The organism is Rhizobium sp. BK538, assembly GCF_014197575.1.
Classification (GTDB): domain Bacteria; phylum Pseudomonadota; class Alphaproteobacteria; order Rhizobiales; family Rhizobiaceae; genus Rhizobium.
The window spans coordinates 159,424-175,515 of sequence record NZ_JACIFT010000011.1; the positions used below are offsets into that span (position 1 = coordinate 159,424).

A 16,092-nucleotide genomic window follows, 5' to 3' on the forward strand; every position below is an offset into this window, starting at 1 on the left:
GAGCCTTCTTCTACCGCTTGACCCTCGCCATCGCATAGGCATCGACGTAACTGCCGGCCCGGAAGGCGTAGGCACGAAGTACGCCTTCCTCTTCGAAGCCGAACTTTCTGTAGAGCGCAAGAGCGGCTTCGTTGTCGGTGTAGACGGTCAATTCCAGACGCATGATGTTCAACCAATTATCCGCGGCGTCGATGACGGCTGCGAGCAGCGCGCTGCCGATGCCTCGGCCGGTAAAGTCGTCATGAACGCCCATGCCGATGCCGGCGACGTGATTGCGACGGCCGCGGAAGCGGGTCATGCCGATGTCGCCGACGATTTGCCCGTCGATGGTTGCGACCAGACGCATCGCGTCCGGATTGCTGTTTTCGACATGGCGGCGGGTTTCTTCGATACTCTGGTAGGGCGGACGCAAGGTCCCGGCCCGAAAGCCCGGCAGATTGACCAGCGCTGCCAAGGCTTCGGTGTCGGACGGACGGATGGCTCGGATCAACAGTCCGACAGGTGCTTTTCTACTGCTTGGATTATTCTGCATGCAACTCTCCTGGTTGTTGTGAGGAGAGCCGGTTCCAGAACCCTGCTCGCCTCGGCAGGGTTTCGGGGATGACGGGGCTTGATCTAACGCACCGTCGCTCCCGCCAACCCTGCAAGGGTGGTGGTCGTCAGCGTAAGCGTCATGGTCATCGATCCGTTCATGCCCGCCATGTTTCGCAATCCGGTTGCGGATGTCAACAGCTTGGGTTTGCGCCGACAGGGCCGGAAGGCTATGCCATATCGATACAATCGAATCGGAAACCCCTTGAAGACCATCGCCATTGATTTCGAAACTGCCAACGAACAACGCGGCAGCGCCTGTTCGGTCGGTCTGGCATGGATCGAGGATGGCAAGGTCACCCGCGTCGAGGAACGGCTGATCCGCCCGAAGGAAATGCGGTTTTCCGGCATGAACATCGCCATTCATGGCATTCGGCCGGAGCACGTCGAGGACGCGCCGGAGTTTCCGAAGGTGATGGACGAGTTTCACGACGATTTCCGAGGCGCGACCATGATCGCGCACAATGCGGCTTTCGATTTCAGCGTTTGGCGCACAAGTCTCGACCTGTATCGGCAATCTTATCCGGAACTCACCTATCTCTGCAGCCTGAAGATGGCACAGCGAATCTGGCCGCATTTCCTGTCACATCGGCTGAACATGATTGCCGAGCACCTTGGGCTGCGCTTTGCGCATCACAACGCTGCCGAAGACGCTGCGGTCTGTGCGCATGCGGCGATTGAGATGGCAAAGGCCGTCGGGGCGACAGCGGTGAACGCCATTCCTGCTCTGATCGGCATGAAACCGGGAAGGCTGACGTCGGAGGGGTACGAGGCCTGCACGTGCAGGAAGGCGTGAGGGCTTCCTTGTAAAGGCATCCGTCGCGCTTACCTTAGATGCGGATGCAATCAGGGAGCCGTCATGTCCAGAAAGAGCTGTATCGCGCTTGCCGCCGCCTCGCTTGTAGGCCTCTGCGCCGGCACGGCATCCGCCGACCAAGTCGGCAAGGTCGGGGTCGACTGGATCGGCAACGACATCATCATCGACGCGGTTACCGACCCGCAGGTGAAAGGCGTGACCTGTCACGTCACCTATTTCGACCGCAGCGTTATCGACCGCGTGAAGAACGGCAACTGGTTCGAGGATCCTTCGAACAACTCCATTGCCTGCCGTCAGACGGGTCCGATTGAGATCGGCGACATTGACCTGTCGAAGGGCGGCGACGAGGTGTTCAAGACAGGCATGTCGCTGATCTGGAAGAAACTGGTCGTCAACCGGATCTACGACAAGGAGAACGACACGCTGATCTATCTCGCACATTCTCGCGAACTGACCGACGGCTCGGCCAAGATGGCGATCTCGACTATCCCGCTCTATGGCCAGAGCGTCATCTGGAAGAACGGAAAGCCGCAATAGCTGCGCGCTCGCTGACGGGGCGAGGTGGCCAAACGTGCGTCGTCATGGAAATCGTTGGTTGACGCGGATAGGGTCCGATTGCGGATCAAATCGAAAGGATGCTCGATGCCAAGCTTCACGCGGATCGCAAACCAGTACCTGACAGTCGATGTCTCCTCTTTCGGCGCCGAGATGCAGGACTTGCTGACGAGCGACGGCAGGTCGTGGCTGTGGAATGGTGATGCGGCTTTCTGGGGCGGGCGTTCGCCTGTGCTCTTCCCGATCGTCGGCAAGGCGCCCGATGACATGCTGGCAATCGACGGCCAGAGCTTTCCGATGGGCCAGCACGGCTTCGCGCGCCGGACGGAATTTGCCCTTGCGTCCGCCAACGCGACGACGTGCCGGTATGAGCTTGCGTCATCGCCCACGACGATGGCGGTCTTTCCGTTCGACTTCCTGTTGGCGGTGGAGCATACGCTTGAGCGGCGGGCGCTGACCGTCGCCGCCGAGGTGACCAATCGCGACCGGCGGCCGATGCCTTTTGGGCTCGGCTTTCATCCCGCCTTCCTCTGGCCATTGCCAGGCGCGGCCGGGCAGGATCACGTTATAACGCTCGACAATCAGGGCGAACCCGGTTTGGTGCGGTTGGAGAATGGGCTGATTTCGCCCGCAAAGCTGGCATCCCCATTCAAGGCAGGACGGCTTGTGCTGGACCACGGCATGTTCGAGCAGGATGCGATGATCTTTCCGGAGGATGCGGGGACGGGGCTGCGCTACGGCGTCCAGGGCGGACCGACGATGCATTTCAGTTTTGAGAATCTGCCCAATCTGGCGCTCTGGCAGAAACCGGGTGCGCCGTTCATCTGCATCGAACCCTGGCATGGGATGGCTGCTCAAAAGAACGGCTCGAGGGAGCTTGCAAAGCGACCGTACAGCCTGACATTGCCTCCCGGCGAGATCGGCCGCTTTGCGTTTACGGTCGAGATCGTCGAGTAGTTCGATCCTGGCATCAGTCTGCGATCAGACCGCGATCGTTTCGAGGCCGACGGCTCGGCCAAGATGGCGATCTCGACGATCCCGCTCTACGGCCGGAACGTCATGTGGAAGAACGGCAAGCCGCAACAGCAGCGCGGCCCGTCGAGTTAGGGACGGCTTTTGGGATGGGCCGGCAGGTTGTCGCAGATGACATCCCAGGACACCTTTTCGGATGTCCAGACGTGAAAGGTCGGGTGATACTCATCCGGCTCGTCGAGGCTGACGGTCATGATGTCGATCAAACCGGGGTCCGCATCGTTCTGGTAGCCGATCGGGGAACCACATGAGCCGCAGAATGTCCGCACGACGCCCTTCGAGGAGGCGAAAGCCCGCGGGGCTCCTTGTTCGTACACCAGTGTTCGCACGGGAAAGGTGACGAACGGCAGCGTGGGAGCCGAAGCAACCTTCCGGCATGTCTGGCAATGGCAGATACCGCTGGATAGGGGCGCCTCGTCGATTCTATAGCGGATCGCGCCGCAGCCGCATCCTCCGGTGTGGCGGGTCTGTGCTTTGCTCATCCTGCGTATCCCATTGCCTTTTCCAACGACATTGAAACGCCGGCCTTCGCCCTTCATTTACAAGGTTATGTCTAACGACCGCATGACGGAGGTGGCGTTCGCCAACGAGATAGCCTGCAATGCGGCCCTAAGAATGGCGGCATAGAAAAACCGCTTGCAACGTTCGGTCGCAAGCGGTTCGGAAATGTTGTCAGGGGCCAGGCCTAGCAGCGAAACCCGGCTAGTCTGATCACGCGGCCTGTGCCAGCTCGTCGGCGATGACGGTGTCGAGGTTCAGGAAGCAGACCATGGTCTTTTCCAGCGCAACGATGCCGCGGCAAAAGGCGCGCTGTGCTTCCGGAATGATCTCCGGCGCCGGCTGCAGGTCTTCGCTCTTGATGGTCATCATGTCGGAGACCTGCTCGACCAGCAGGCCGACGAGCTTGCCGGCTATGTCGGTGACGATGATGGCGGAGCGCTCGGACGGCTCCGTCATCTTCATGCCGAGGCGGCAGGCCATGTCGATGACCGGGATCACCGCGCCGCGCAGGTTGATGAGGCCAAGCACGTAAGGCGGCGTGTGCGGCATCGGGGTGACCGGTGCCCAACCGCGAATTTCGCGGATCGCCATGATGTCGATGCAGAATTCCTGCTCGCCGAGATGGAAAGAGACGATCTCGAGATGCGAGCCGGTCTGGTTGATGATAGTACTGTTCATGATCAGAATTCTTCCCAGTTGTCTCCGGCCGGTGGGGCCATGGCTTAGGCGGTTGCGCCGCCGTTGAATGCGCCCGCCACCTTGCCGATCAGGCTTCGTGCGGGAGATGGTTTTGGATGCGAGACTGCGGTGGCTTCCCGCGGCGTAGAACGGGCATTCATGCCCTCGCCGATCTTGAACGTCTGGATCAGGTGGATCAGGCTGTCGGCATCGGTGGCGAGTGCGTGGCTTGCTGCGTTCGTCTCTTCCACCATGGCCGCGTTTTTCTGCGTCACCTGGTCCATCTGGCTGATGGCCGTATTGATTTCGTTCAGTCCAGTGGATTGTTCGCGTGCAGAGGTTACGATTGACTTAACATGCTCGTCGATGCGCAAAACATCGTCGCCGATCTGGCGCAGCGCTTCGCCTGCGGCCGTCACGAGTTCACCGCCGGCCTTCACCTCGGCTCCGGACTTCCCGATCAAAGCCTTGATATCCTTGGCGGCACCCGCTGCGCGACCGGCGAGTTCACGCACTTCCTGTGCGACGACCGCAAAGCCCTTGCCGGCTTCGCCTGCGCGCGCCGCCTCGACGCCTGCGTTGAGGGCGAGGAGATTAGTCTGGAATGCAATCTCATCGATGACGTTGATGATCGTTCCGATCTCGCGCGAGGCCGCCGCGATTCGCTCCATGGCCGCCATGGCGTCGGTGACGACCACATCTGACTTCGCCGTGTTCTGCCGGGTATTGGCCACCATGTGGCCGACTTCTTCGGCGCGGTTGGTGGCGTTGCGAACCGTTGCCGTGATCTGATCGAGGGCAGCGGAGGTTTCCTCGAGCGAGGCCGCTTGCTGTTCTGTGCGCTTTGCGAGGTCGTCGGCGGCCGAGCGCATCTGCTGGCTGTTCGCCTGGATGGAAGCTCCGTTCTGGGAGATGCCGGCCATCGTCTGGCGGAGCGTTGCCGTGGTCTCGTTGAAGTCGCTACGCAGGCGCTCCAGTTCCGGCTTGAACGGTTGATCGATGGTGACCGTTACGTCACCGCCAGCGAGCCGTGTGAGGCCTTGGCCCAGTGCTTTTACTGCTTTATCGAGCGCTTCGGCATCTGCAAGTTTTGCCGCTTCGCGGCTGCGACGCTCGGCATCACTTTGCTGGCGTTCGCTTTCACTTCGCGCCTGGAGGTCCTGCTTCTCGATTGCGGCAAGGCGAAAGCTCTCCGCCGCGCGCGCCATGTCGCCGATCTCGTCGCCACGCTCAGTGGCGGGGACGTGGCTATCGAGATCGCCGCGCATGATCCCCTGCATGCTCTTGCGTACGCCCTCGATGCCGCGGCGAATCGAGCCGCCATGGATGTACTGCAGGATCGCCATCGTCAGGATAGCGACGATGCCAAGTGCAAGCTGGATGTGCATCGCTCGCTGCGAGATCACATTGGCTTCGTCGATTCTCCTCTTGGCGAATTCGCCGCCTTCGCGGGCGAACTTATCCAGAGTCGCGCCCACCTTGTCGCCGCCACCGTCGATGGCGTCATCAAGCCTGTCGAATTCATTGTCGGGCGCCCCAGATTCGACGGCAGCTTTCAGGTCTCCGACGACATTCTGTCCGAGTGTCGCCACGTCTGCATCATACGTGGAGAGCAGGCTTCCCGCGTTCAGCTCCCCTCCGAGGCGGTGCATTTCCTTGGAACTGCTCTGTAGCTCGCCGATCGCTTCGTTCATCAGTTTCAGGCGTTCGGGCATCACGGCGCGATCGCCGCGATCGACGATGGTGTCCATGGCGGCGAGAATTAGAGTAAGATTTGCCGTGCGCAGCTCGTTGATGTGATCGACGCTAGCCTGGATCTCGTTGGCATGCCTCAGAGCGGCGTCGGCGCTCGAATTCTGGTGCCAGCCGACTCCAAGCATCGCGCCGAAGCCGACGAATGCAGCGCCGGCCAGCGTTCCAAGCCGCTGGCCAACGGAGAGGCTCTTGCGCACTTTCATATCAGTCATGTGACGATTATCCCCCCGCGATGAGACGCGGCATGTATCTTGCGCTCACGCGGATAGCCGGGGTTGAAATGCCAGGCAGACATCATGTCACGAGAACGGCGACCGTTCTATCCATTGCTAAATATAGATATGTATTTTTAAGTATTTGCTAACCCTCAAAGATTGTAGGTTGCCTTTGTTGCGTCGAATATGTGTTTGTAAATACTGGATTTTCCGATTTTGATTGCGCCTTTTCCGTGTGCTGGTGGGGCAATCGGTCGCCGCCTGGAAAACATCTTGTTGAATTGCACCCTGAAGAACGAGGCGATATCACCCGGAAACGGGAATGGTCCCGATCTCAGAGGTTCGATCGATGAAGACTGTCCGCATTGCGGTCTGGGTTGCGGTGCTGGTAATGGCCGGGATTCTCGGCTGGCTGACGCTCAATGTCACCAAGACAAAAGAGGCTGTATCCGAGGGACCGTTCGGCGTGCCGTTCACGCTTGTCGCCCAGAACGGCCAGCCAATCACGGAGCAGGCCTTCCGCGGCAAGCCGACGGCGCTCTTCTTTGGCTTTACCCATTGCCCGGAAGTATGTCCGACAACGCTGTTCGAAATGAATGGTTGGCTGGAGAAGGTCGATCCGGAGGGCAAGAAGCTTCAGGCGTACTTCGTCACCGTCGATCCGGAGCGCGATACGCCTGACGTCATGAACCAGTACGTCTCCAATGTCTCCAAGCGCATTGTCGGTATATCAGGCGCTCCCGACAAGGTTGCCGACGTCATCAAGGGTTACCGCGTCTACGCCAAGAAGGTTCCCGTGGATGAGAGCAATCCGAACGGCGACTACACGATGGACCATACGGCCTCGGTCTTCCTGCTCGATTCGGCAGGGCGGTTCTCCGGGACCATCGCCTATGGCGAAAATCCCGATACGGCTGTAAAGAAACTGGAGAACCTCGTCAGCAAGGGATGACGGCATGGCGTCAGGGCATCGCAGCATCTTGATCGCCGGGGCCGGCGCGACTGGCCTGACTGCTGCCCTCGAACTTGCCCGACGCGGGTTCCTTCCGCGTATCGTTGATAGCGACGCCGGGCCCGTGCCGCTGACGGAAAGCCGTGCGCTGGGCATCAATGCCAGAACGCTGGCGCTGCTTTCACCCTCGCGTGTGTCGGACACGATACTGCAGGAGGCGCAGCAGATTGCGCATTTCCGCATCGTCTCCAAGGGAAGACTGCTTGCTGACATCGACACGACGAAGGTTCCCGGCCCCTACAGCGCAATCCACGCGCTGGCACAGGGGCATACCGAGCGGCTGCTGCTGGGCAAGCTTTCCGACTATGAGGTTGCTCCGGAATGGCAAACTGCGGTAGAGACAGTCTCCGGGGATCTTTCGAAGCCGCGAGTAACGCTACGGAAGGCCGATGGATCGGTCGAAACGGCGGATTTCGATATCGTGATCGCTGCCGACGGTGCCCATTCGGCGGTCCGCAAAGCTGTCGGTATCGGTTTCCCCGGACAGGCGCTGGAGCGCAGCTTCTATCTGGCGGACTTTCGTTACGCTGTGCCGATCGATCCCGGTTTTGCCGAGATAACCCTGTTCGATCCCGGCATGATCGGGCGTTTGCCTGTCACCCGCGATGTGCTGCGCTACATCTCGACGCTTCCCGATTTCGAGAGCCGCATCCAACATCCTGCCGCAATCGCCGAGCGTGTCTGGGCCTCCGATTTTCGCATTCACTTCCGCCATGTCGCTGTGATGGCAAGAGGCAACGTGTTTCTTGCAGGCGACGCGGCGCATATTCATTCGCCGGCCGGTGCGCGGGGGATGAACCTTGGCATCGAGGACGCGTGCTGGTTGGCCTGGCTCATCTCGGAAGGGCGGGAGCGCGAATATGCGGGTCTCAGAATGCCGGCGGTGAAGACGGTGCTGAAGCAGACCCATCAACTGACATCGCTTATTACCATGAAGAATCCGGTGGCGATCGCGATCCGCAATGTTGCCGTCCCCTTACTTTTGCGAATACCTGCATTCCGACAGAAATTGCTTCACGGCGTTTCCGGATATGATACGCAGTCGCCGCCCTGGATCGATGGCGCCCTATAGAAGAAAGACCGCTTGTGAGTGAAATACGCCTTTATGTGACGACGACCGAAGTGCAGGCAGGAGAGATTCTGGATCTGCTGTCCGATGTTTTCGGCGAAGAAGACTTCGCAATCGCGACCACTGAGATCGATGAGAAGAAGGATATTTGGGAAGCCTCGGTCTACATGATGCGCGAAGAAGAACTACAGGTTCGCGCGCGCGTCGAGGAAGCGCTGAAGGTGAGCTTTCCCGAGGCCAAAGTCGAGCGCGAAGTGATTCCCGAGGTCGATTGGGTGGCGAAGTCACTTGAGGGGCTGAAGCCGGTTCGGGCGGGGCGCTTTCTGGTCCACGGATCGCACGACCGCGACAAGGTGCGGTCCGGCGATATTGCGATCGAGATCGATGCCGGCCAGGCTTTCGGTACAGGTCATCACGGCACGACGGCAGGCTGCCTGGAGACGATCGACCGTGTCTTGCGTTCCCGCCGGGTGCGGAATGCGCTTGATCTCGGAACCGGCAGCGGCGTTCTGGCGATTGCTGTCAGGAAGCTGCGGAACATTCCTGTTCTCGCAACGGACATTGACCCGATCGCGACGCGGGTCGCTGCCGAGAATGTTCGGCGCAACGGCATTGCGTCGGGTATCGCCACAGAGACGGCGCCAGGTTTTCACTCGACCGCCTTTTGCGCGCATGGCCCCTTCGATCTGATTATCGCCAACATCCTGGCGCGGCCCTTGATCAAGATGGCGCCGCAACTCGTGACCCACTTGGCGCCCGGGGGCTCGGTCATTCTTTCCGGCATTCTGGCTGCGCAGCGTTGGAAGGTGCTGGCGGCCTATAACGGTGCGCATTTGCGGCACGTCCGTACGATCTGGCGTAATGGCTGGGTGACGATCCATCTCGATCGTCCTTGAGGCGAGGGCAAAAGAAAAGGCGGTGCCAATGGCACCGCCTTTGGACCAGTTTCCCGGTCAATGCCCGCGAGCTCGAAGGAGGAGGAGCGCTCGAGCGGGCTTCTACTGGTTCTGATCGCCGGTCCCGTGAGGGAGGAGGAGAAGGGAGCGGCGAGTTGCTCAGAACGCGTAGTTGGTTGCGACCTGATGGCGCGTAACCTTTTGGCCAGCGCCCAGCAGATTGAGAGTGTCCTCATGCAGCGGACGGCGCGAGCCGATGATGTGACGCACAGTCTGGCGCTCGCCAGCCTGCACCGGGCTGCTGTAAGCGAAGCGCGACAGAGGGGCAGTCATATCTAAATTCCTTTTGTTTCGTTTCAGGTTCATCTCGAACCCGTTTGATGGCGCCTATATAGCGATTTAGAAAAGCTGAGGGAGAGGGTTTCGTTCATGGGAGCCATGCGTGGAATGCATAAAGCATGCCACTTTGTGAGGCGGTGCCTCATTTCCGCCGGATTATTGCGCGGCTTTCGCTCATACGTCACTTCGCGAATTCCTCGTACTCGTCTGAAATTCCTATAATATAGCCGAATCTCGCCTAGGGGATTCGCCCAAAACACCGGATTCTTGAACATGTTCCAGTCTTTCGAAGTCACTTCGACGCCACAATTCGGCCGCGATCGCGTCTCGGCTTTGCGCGCAAGTTTTGATGCGCTTGATATCGACGCCTTTCTTGTGCCGCGTGCCGACGAGTTCAACGGCGAATACGTGCCGGCTTGTTCGGAGCGCTTGTCGTGGTTGACGGGCTTCACCGGGTCTGCGGGCGTTGCGCTGGTAACGCGTTCGGAGGCGATTGTCTTCGTGGACGGGCGCTACGTGACGCAACTTGCCGAGCAAGTGGATAGTTCCGTCTTCACAGGCGGAGACCTTGTGAACGAACCGCCTCATGCCTGGCTTGCGAAGAACGGCTCCAAGGGCCTGCGCCTCGGCATCGATCCCTGGCTGGATTCCGGCGCAGACGTGCGGCGACTTGAAAAGGCGCTGGCCGAAATTGGCGGTTCGCTCGTTGTCCTGCCTCACAATCCTCTCGACAAGCTCTGGAGCGACCGGCCGCAGGAGCCGCTGGGACAGGTGATGATCCAGAGCGTCGTGCAGGCGGGCGTGCTCGCGACCGACAAGATTGCAACGATCGCTGCCGATCTTGCAAAGAAGAACCTCAAGGCGGCGCTGATCGCCGATCCGTCCTCGGTCGCCTGGATCTTCAATATTCGCGGTGCCGACGTTCCGCACACGCCGCACCCGCTGGCGCGTGCGATCATCTATGCCGACGGCAAGGCGGACCTCTTCCTCGACAAGCGCAAGACCGGTATCGAGGCCGAAGCCTATCTGGCGCAGATGTGCATGCAGCTTCCGCCGTCGGAACTCGAAAAGAAACTGTCCGCTGTTGCAAGAGATGGCGGTCGAGTCGTCGTGGATCCGGACCTTACCTCGTATGCCTTGGCGGAGATCATTCGCAAGGGGGGTGGCGAGGTCGTGGAAGGGAATGATCCCGCGAAACTTCCGCGAGCTGTCAAGAACAACGTTGAGATCAACGGTTCTGCGGTTGCGCATCTGCAGGACGGCGCCGCGATGGTCGAATTTCTCTACTGGCTGTCGCAGATCAAGCCGGGGACCGTGACCGAAATCGAGGTGGCGGAGAAGCTGGAAGCGGCACGCGCCCGTGTCGGCCAGAGTATGCAGAACCCTCTGAAGGATATCTCCTTCGACACGATCTCCGGAGCCGGCGAGCACGCGGCTATCATGCACTATCGCGTGACGACGGAAACGAACCGCAAGCTGGAGGCCGGGGAACTCTTCCTGATCGATTCCGGCGCCCAGTACATCAACGGCACGACCGACATTACCCGCACCGTCGGCATCGGTTCCGTCACCGAGGAGCACAAGCGCTTCTTCACGCTGGTGCTGAAGGGCATGATCCAGATCAGCACCGCACGGTTTCCGAAGGGCACGCGCGGATGCGACCTCGATCCGCTTGCCCGCATTGCGCTCTGGCGGGCAGGGGTTGATTTTGCCCATGGAACCGGTCACGGCGTCGGGTCCTATCTTTCGGTGCATGAAGGCCCGCAGCGCATCGCCAGGCTCTCGACGCAGGAGCTTTTGCCGGGGATGATCCTCTCGAACGAGCCCGGCTATTACCGCCCCGGCGCTTTCGGCATCCGCATCGAGAACCTGATCTATGTCCACGAGGCAGAGGCGATCGACGGTGGCGACATGCCAATGCTCGGATTCGAGACGCTGACCTTCTGCCCGATCGACCGCAGCCTGGTTAGTTCGGAACTTCTGACGCATGACGAGCTGCATTGGTTCAACAGCTACCACGAGCGCACCCGAGAAGCGCTGATGCCGCTGATTCACGACCACGACGTCAAGGCGTGGCTGGAAAATGCGACCTTGCCGCTGGAATATTAAGCGAGGCGGCCTTGTCGGCCGCCAGTGGCGTTACATGCCGATCGTGTGACGCCAGCCCATGACGACGAGCCACGCGGCAATCAGCATCCAGGTGTGCGAGACCCGCAGACCGACGAGGAGTGCGACGAGCAGGGCGAGCTTCGAATCCCAACCGCCGATGAAGAAGGCCGGCGCAACAAGCGTCGTCAAGACCGCGGCCGGGACGGCGGCAAGCGCAGCCTCCATGCGCGGCGGAATGCGCTTCATCGTGGTGATGAGGATATAGCCGCCGATGCGGGTTGCGTAGGTCGCAACCGCGGCTGCGACGATCACGAGAGCCATGTGAAGATCGAAGGCCATCGTCATACCTCGTGCAAATCGGATTCGAGTTCCTGCTCATGCGGTGGCGGCGGGAACAGGGCGGCAAGGATGATGCCTGCCGCGGCACCTAGGCTGACGTGCCAAGGCGAGCCGACATAATGATAGGCGATAATGGAGGCGACAGCGCTGACGGCGGCGACCGGCAGAAAATTGTCGCGATGGCGGAAGTCAAGGACGATGCCGAGGAAATAGGCCGGCAGCAGGATGTCCAGTCCGATCGATTTCGGGTCGCCGATGTAACTGCCGAGCATGCCGCCGAGCAAGCTGACCAAAACCCAGGGTACATAGATGATGATGCCAAAGCCGAGATACCAGACAAACGTGACCGGCTTGCCTGCTTCGCCGCGTTTTGCCGTTTCCGCAAACTGCGGATCGACCAGCAGGAAGAAGGTGAAGAACTTCTGGATCGGTGAGAAGTGCTTGATGTAGGGCGCGAGTGCCGCCGAATAGAGCACGTGGCGAAAGTTGACTGCCAGGATGGAGGCGACGATCAGCCAAGCCTGGACGTTGTGGCCGAAGAGCTCGATGCCGACCATCTGGCTTGCGCCGGCATAGACCGTGGCGCTCATGAAGGTCGTTTCGGCGAGCGACATGCCGTTATCGACCGCCAGCGCTCCGAACAAAGCCCCGAATGGGGCCGAGGCCAGCGCAACGGCTGAGCCACCGCGCAAACCGTCGAAAAAATCAGCGCGACTCATCGGCGACAATCCTTCTGGAATTTTGCCCTCGTCTAAGGAAGGGCGGTATCTGCCGCAAGCAAATTTCCTTGATTGAACGATCGATTTCGCTGAACGATGCATTCGCAGCCGATCGCCTTTCGGGGAGACAACATGAATCAGATCGAACTTTCGAAGGAAGAGAAGACCGAGCTCCTTGCGCGGATCCAGCATTATTTCGACAGCGAGCTGGACCAGCCGATAGGCCTTCTCAAAGCGGAGATCGTTCTTGAGTTCTTTGCGAAGGAGGTTGGCGCCGCCTATTACAAGAAGGGGCTCGAAGACGCGCAGGTCGCGCTTGCCAGACGGATGGATGACTTTTCCGAGGACGTCTATCAGTTGCAGCGGAACGCGACGGAGTGATCAGCCTTCCAGAATTTGCCGGCTGGTCACGATATCGATGCCACGCGCACGCATTTCCTCGATCGCGGCCGCAACGCCTTCGGGTGTAATGCCGCGGCTGGCGTCTTCGACAAAGCGAACCCGCACGCCCGGCATCATCTCGGTCGCATCCAATGCCGAGAACTTCACGCAGTAATCGGTCGCGAGACCGCAGACGTCCAGTTCGGTCACGTCCTGGCCCTCGAGAAAGTCGGCGAGCCCAGTAAGCGCGTCTTGATCATTGTCGCGAAAAGCCGAGTAGCTATCGATATTGCGATTCTCGCCCTTCTGCAGGATAAGGTCGATTTTGCCCATCTTGAGGTCCGGATGCAGTTCTGCGTCCGCTGTGCCCTGCACGCAATGATCCGGCCACATCATCTGCGGCTTGCCCGAAAGTGTGCCGAGTTCGAATGGTTTCTTATCGGGGTGGGAGGAGGCGAAGCTGCCGTGGCCGGGCGGGTGCCAATCCTGGGAGGCGACGATCAGGTCGTATTTGCCGCTCTCGATCAGGCGGTTTGCGACGGGAACCACCTCGTTGCCGTCAGGGACCGCGAGGTTGCCGCCCGGGCAAAAGCCATTCTGAATATCGACTAGAAGCAAGGCTTTCATCGGTGCGACTCCCTCGATTTTGCATTGCACCATGCCAAGGGCCGAGGGATGGCGCAAGCGTCGAGACGCTTCGCCGCAGGGGCCGGAGAAGCGAGCCTTGAAAAGGTCGGGTCGGTCGGTGCCCTTCAGCCCGTAAAAGGCGATACAAGCATAGCACAGAACCGGCATCAGGTAGGCGATGTATATGCCGATGATGTCGGCAAGGGCGCCTCAGGGCGCCGCCAGCAATGGCCAGGCAGGGGATTCCGGAGCCCTTACTCGTTTAGTATGGTAGTATTCAAATATTGCGTTGCGATAGGTAGTTCGCGATTGCGAACACACGCTGGCGAGGCTGGTTCTTAGCTGAGCGAAGCGTTGGAGTAGAACTGGTTGTTGATCTTGAGGAGTTCCCCGATGGTCTCGACCATTGTCGCGACCGCCTGCTTGTCGGCGCCGGGCATCAGCACTGCATATTCGTCGCCGCCGATGCGGGCAGCATGATTGGGTTGAGCGGCGGCGCCGTTCAGGACCTCGCCAAGGCGGCGCAACAGTCCATCGCCGGCATCATGTCCGAGCTGGTCATTTGCCTCCTTCAAGCCGTTGAGATCGATGATGACGGCCGATATCGGGCGCAGTGACTTGCGCTCGAGCCTGTTCAGCTCGTCCACATAGAAGGCGCGATTGCGGAGTTTGGTTAGAACGTCGTGCTTGCCGAGATATTCGAGATAGGCTTCCGCCTTCTTGCGCGCGGTGATGTCGGTGAGCGCCACCTGCACCAGTTCCCAGTCTGCTTCATGGCCGGGAAGGACGGAGAATTGCAGGAGGACATAGCGCTCCGAGCCGTCGAGCGCGTAGTTGATGACTTCGCGCTGATGGAAAAGTCTGCCGTTCCCCAGTTCGATCAGCTGTTCGCGGAAGTGTTTCTCCATATCGTCGCGGAAGACTTCTGCGATGCGTTGCAGAAGCGTGTGGCGGTCAGGCGCGCAGAACAGATCGAGGGTCGCCTGGTTGACGTCGATGACCCGGATCTCGCTCATGCACTGGCGTACGAACTCGGGATGGACATCGGTGAAGACCCGGAAGTCGTCGATGCCGCGATCGCGGACATTCTCCAGCAGCAGCTTGATCTGGCTGAAATCCTCGACCCAAAGCGAGACCGGCGAATGCTCGAAAATGCCTTCGGCGTAACGGCGGTTTTCGCGCTCCTTGCGGCGGGCTTCCTCGCGAGCCGTGACATCTTCCGTCGTCAGCATCACCTGCGCGAGCGACTGCTCATGGCCCGGCAGCACCGAGCCGCGCAACTGGATATCAAGCCGGCGTCCGGACAGCGTGTAGTTGACGGCGCTGCCGGTGAATTCGGTCTTGCCGTCCCAGAGTTCGGCCAATTCGTTGACATGGCTTTCCAGCATCTCATCGCGGAATACCAAGCCGAGGTTCGCGATGAGGTGATCGAGGTCGTTGGCTTCGAAGAGTTCCAACGTCTTGCGGTTGACGCGCAACACGCGGATCAGCTGCGCGCAGGGACACGTCTGGTATCGTCCCTCAAATAGGCGCGAATATCTTCGACGCCTTCGGCGCGCCAGCGATCGAACTGTGCCTTGACCCTGCTGAAATCCTCGATCCACATCGCGATTGGTGACAGATCGAAGATATCGCAATCGCTCATGACGGGACTTTCGGTTTTGGCGTTACCTTTGGAGGCACAGCACTATTTGATCGATCTTTAGGAGTGATTCGTTAACCTTCGCTTGACGCGGCGTTGTTGGTGGTGCCGCCGTAACGCTGACCGCTCTCATGCGGGGAGGCATTGATGCCCGCGATCCCGCCAATCTTCTTTTGCAGGAGAGGTCGCGGCTTCGAAGGCGCGAAAGAGTGACAATGGTGAGTAGCGTTCAAAGTATCAGGCGGCAGGCGACAGTGGCGACGGTCAAGTTTTGCCTCGTCATGCTCGTGATGATCTTCCTTGCTGCTGGATGCGTAGACAGGTTGATGGAGGGGCGGAATGGCTATTGGCGTCGTGCAACTGGGGTCGCCGCGGGCGGAAGGCGAGGGCGTGCGCATCGGCACCGTCCGCCGACCGCCGCGGGGCGTACCGAAGGAGGAATTCTCCAGCCGCAACTACTATGACGTCTGGCTGCCGATCCTTTCGCCGAGCCAGGCCCTGGTGACCCAAGCGAAGGCAGCGACCACGGATGCCGAATGGGCGATGTTTGTGCGCAGCTTCAGGAAGGAAATGAACGTGCCGGAGGCAAGTCATGTGCTCGACCTGCTCGCCACACTTTCACATGCAAGCCATTTTTCGATCGGTTGCTACTGTGAGAACGAGAGCCGATGCCATCGAAGCGTGTTGCGGCGCCTGCTTGAAGAGCGGAACGCAACGTTTGCGGCGGAAGCCTGCGCCTAGCGTCTTCGTAGGCCTGCTATGAGCCGCGGCCTTGCTGACTCCGGGATTTTCTGCCTTTCTGTGCGAGGGGATTA

17 protein-coding genes and 1 pseudogene are annotated in these 16,092 nt (G+C 59.9%); 9 read left to right on the top strand and 9 right to left on the bottom strand.

Going from position 1 to position 16,092, the window contains the following annotated elements; genetic code table 11:
- Window positions 1–10: 10 nt before the first annotated feature.
- The gene (locus FHX09_RS15580) at window positions 11–532 is read right to left on the bottom strand and encodes a GNAT family N-acetyltransferase (RefSeq protein WP_007802279.1); all 522 of its coding nucleotides are present in this window, start codon (window positions 530–532) and stop codon (window positions 11–13) included.
- 264 nt (window positions 533–796) lie between these two features.
- On the opposite strand from FHX09_RS15580, the gene FHX09_RS15585 reads away from it, so the two are divergent.
- The 3 genes from FHX09_RS15585 (at window position 797) to FHX09_RS15595 (ending at window position 2,920) form a co-directional block, all read left to right on the top strand.
- Window positions 797–1,387 carry a 3'-5' exonuclease gene (locus FHX09_RS15585; RefSeq protein WP_132590739.1) on the top strand — a complete coding sequence of 197 codons (591 nt, stop codon included), beginning with the start codon at window positions 797–799 and terminating at the stop codon, window positions 1,385–1,387.
- A 63-nt stretch (window positions 1,388–1,450) separates the two neighbouring features.
- Window positions 1,451–1,945, top strand: a complete 495-nt coding sequence (locus FHX09_RS15590; RefSeq protein ID WP_132590741.1) for a CreA family protein — start codon at window positions 1,451–1,453, stop codon at window positions 1,943–1,945.
- Between the two features lie 105 nt (window positions 1,946–2,050).
- The gene (locus tag FHX09_RS15595) at window positions 2,051–2,920 is read left to right on the top strand and encodes an aldose 1-epimerase family protein (RefSeq protein ID WP_184450350.1); all 870 of its coding nucleotides are present in this window, start codon (window positions 2,051–2,053) and stop codon (window positions 2,918–2,920) included.
- A 146-nt stretch (window positions 2,921–3,066) separates the two neighbouring features.
- Here FHX09_RS15595 and FHX09_RS15600 read toward each other — a convergent pair whose 3' ends face one another.
- From FHX09_RS15600 to FHX09_RS15610, 3 genes are all read right to left on the bottom strand, one after another.
- Window positions 3,067–3,477 (bottom strand): GFA family protein, encoded by a 411-nt coding sequence (locus FHX09_RS15600; protein WP_132590745.1) that lies wholly within the window; start codon window positions 3,475–3,477, stop codon window positions 3,067–3,069.
- A 229-nt stretch (window positions 3,478–3,706) separates the two neighbouring features.
- Window positions 3,707–4,174, bottom strand: coding sequence for a chemotaxis protein CheW (locus FHX09_RS15605; RefSeq protein ID WP_007802269.1), 468 nt, complete (start codon window positions 4,172–4,174; stop codon window positions 3,707–3,709).
- Window positions 4,175–4,218: 44 nt separating this feature from the next.
- Complete coding sequence (locus FHX09_RS15610) at window positions 4,219–6,141, bottom strand: methyl-accepting chemotaxis protein (protein ID WP_184450352.1); 1,923 nt, start codon at window positions 6,139–6,141, stop codon at window positions 4,219–4,221.
- A 352-nt stretch (window positions 6,142–6,493) separates the two neighbouring features.
- On the opposite strand from FHX09_RS15610, the gene FHX09_RS15615 reads away from it, so the two are divergent.
- From FHX09_RS15615 to FHX09_RS15625, 3 genes are read left to right on the top strand one after another with little or no spacing between them, the layout of a single operon-like run.
- Window positions 6,494–7,096, top strand: a complete 603-nt coding sequence (locus FHX09_RS15615) for an SCO family protein (protein WP_132590821.1) — start codon at window positions 6,494–6,496, stop codon at window positions 7,094–7,096.
- 4 nt (window positions 7,097–7,100) lie between these two features.
- The gene (locus tag FHX09_RS15620; protein ID WP_132590749.1) at window positions 7,101–8,228 is read left to right on the top strand and encodes an NAD(P)/FAD-dependent oxidoreductase; all 1,128 of its coding nucleotides are present in this window, start codon (window positions 7,101–7,103) and stop codon (window positions 8,226–8,228) included.
- A gap of 14 nt (window positions 8,229–8,242) precedes the next feature.
- Window positions 8,243–9,121, top strand: a complete 879-nt coding sequence (locus FHX09_RS15625; protein ID WP_132590751.1) for a 50S ribosomal protein L11 methyltransferase — start codon at window positions 8,243–8,245, stop codon at window positions 9,119–9,121.
- Window positions 9,122–9,280: 159 nt separating this feature from the next.
- On the opposite strand, the gene FHX09_RS15630 is transcribed toward FHX09_RS15625, so the two are convergent.
- A complete protein-coding gene (locus FHX09_RS15630; RefSeq protein WP_165933114.1) occupies window positions 9,281–9,454 on the bottom strand; it encodes a hypothetical protein in 174 nt (57 codons plus the stop codon).
- A 279-nt stretch (window positions 9,455–9,733) separates the two neighbouring features.
- On the opposite strand from FHX09_RS15630, the gene FHX09_RS15635 reads away from it, so the two are divergent.
- On the top strand, window positions 9,734–11,569 hold the full coding sequence (locus FHX09_RS15635) for an aminopeptidase P family protein (protein ID WP_184450354.1): 1,836 nt from the start codon (window positions 9,734–9,736) through the stop codon (window positions 11,567–11,569).
- Window positions 11,570–11,599: 30 nt separating this feature from the next.
- Here the strand turns inward: FHX09_RS15635 and FHX09_RS15640 are convergent, their stop codons facing one another.
- Both FHX09_RS15640 and FHX09_RS15645 read right to left on the bottom strand, forming a co-directional pair.
- On the bottom strand, window positions 11,600–11,908 hold the full coding sequence (locus FHX09_RS15640; RefSeq protein ID WP_007802255.1) for an AzlD domain-containing protein: 309 nt from the start codon (window positions 11,906–11,908) through the stop codon (window positions 11,600–11,602).
- 2 nt (window positions 11,909–11,910) lie between these two features.
- Window positions 11,911–12,627: an AzlC family ABC transporter permease gene (locus tag FHX09_RS15645; protein ID WP_007802253.1), complete on the bottom strand. Its 717-nt coding sequence runs from the start codon at window positions 12,625–12,627 to the stop codon at window positions 11,911–11,913.
- A gap of 132 nt (window positions 12,628–12,759) precedes the next feature.
- Here FHX09_RS15645 and FHX09_RS15650 point away from each other — a divergent pair, with 132 nt between their 5' ends.
- The gene (locus tag FHX09_RS15650; RefSeq protein ID WP_132590757.1) at window positions 12,760–13,008 is read left to right on the top strand and encodes a DUF2164 domain-containing protein; all 249 of its coding nucleotides are present in this window, start codon (window positions 12,760–12,762) and stop codon (window positions 13,006–13,008) included.
- On the opposite strand, the gene pncA is transcribed toward FHX09_RS15650, so the two are convergent.
- Window positions 13,009–13,635, bottom strand: coding sequence for a bifunctional nicotinamidase/pyrazinamidase (gene pncA / locus FHX09_RS15655; protein ID WP_007802250.1), 627 nt, complete (start codon window positions 13,633–13,635; stop codon window positions 13,009–13,011).
- A gap of 341 nt (window positions 13,636–13,976) precedes the next feature.
- Window positions 13,977–15,280 (bottom strand): annotated as a pseudogene (locus FHX09_RS15660) (sensor domain-containing diguanylate cyclase); the annotation flags it as partial.
- A gap of 336 nt (window positions 15,281–15,616) precedes the next feature.
- On the opposite strand from FHX09_RS15660, the gene FHX09_RS15665 reads away from it, so the two are divergent.
- On the top strand, window positions 15,617–16,018 hold the full coding sequence (locus FHX09_RS15665; RefSeq protein ID WP_007802246.1) for a DUF488 family protein: 402 nt from the start codon (window positions 15,617–15,619) through the stop codon (window positions 16,016–16,018).
- Window positions 16,019–16,092 lie beyond the last annotated feature (74 nt).

Bases quoted from the DNA above. Each gene is read 5' to 3' on its own strand.
- FHX09_RS15630 (WP_165933114.1), bottom strand. From the start codon at position 9,454: ATGACTGCCCCTCTGTCGCGCTTCGCTTACAGCAGCCCGGTGCAGGCT.
- FHX09_RS15600 (WP_132590745.1), bottom strand. From the start codon at position 3,477: ATGAGCAAAGCACAGACCCGCCACACCGGAGGATGCGGCTGCGGCGCG.
- FHX09_RS15615 (WP_132590821.1), top strand. From the start codon at position 6,494: ATGAAGACTGTCCGCATTGCGGTCTGGGTTGCGGTGCTGGTAATGGCC.
- FHX09_RS15635 (WP_184450354.1), top strand. From the start codon at position 9,734: ATGTTCCAGTCTTTCGAAGTCACTTCGACGCCACAATTCGGCCGCGAT.
- FHX09_RS15590 (WP_132590741.1), top strand. From the start codon at position 1,451: ATGTCCAGAAAGAGCTGTATCGCGCTTGCCGCCGCCTCGCTTGTAGGC.
- FHX09_RS15665 (WP_007802246.1), top strand. From the start codon at position 15,617: ATGGCTATTGGCGTCGTGCAACTGGGGTCGCCGCGGGCGGAAGGCGAG.
- pncA (WP_007802250.1), bottom strand. From the start codon at position 13,635: ATGAAAGCCTTGCTTCTAGTCGATATTCAGAATGGCTTTTGCCCGGGC.
- FHX09_RS15610 (WP_184450352.1), bottom strand. From the start codon at position 6,141: ATGACTGATATGAAAGTGCGCAAGAGCCTCTCCGTTGGCCAGCGGCTT.
- FHX09_RS15645 (WP_007802253.1), bottom strand. From the start codon at position 12,627: ATGAGTCGCGCTGATTTTTTCGACGGTTTGCGCGGTGGCTCAGCCGTT.
- FHX09_RS15640 (WP_007802255.1), bottom strand. From the start codon at position 11,908: ATGGCCTTCGATCTTCACATGGCTCTCGTGATCGTCGCAGCCGCGGTT.
- FHX09_RS15650 (WP_132590757.1), top strand. From the start codon at position 12,760: ATGAATCAGATCGAACTTTCGAAGGAAGAGAAGACCGAGCTCCTTGCG.
- FHX09_RS15605 (WP_007802269.1), bottom strand. From the start codon at position 4,174: ATGAACAGTACTATCATCAACCAGACCGGCTCGCATCTCGAGATCGTC.
- FHX09_RS15595 (WP_184450350.1), top strand. From the start codon at position 2,051: ATGCCAAGCTTCACGCGGATCGCAAACCAGTACCTGACAGTCGATGTC.
- FHX09_RS15620 (WP_132590749.1), top strand. From the start codon at position 7,101: ATGGCGTCAGGGCATCGCAGCATCTTGATCGCCGGGGCCGGCGCGACT.
- FHX09_RS15580 (WP_007802279.1), bottom strand. From the start codon at position 532: ATGCAGAATAATCCAAGCAGTAGAAAAGCACCTGTCGGACTGTTGATC.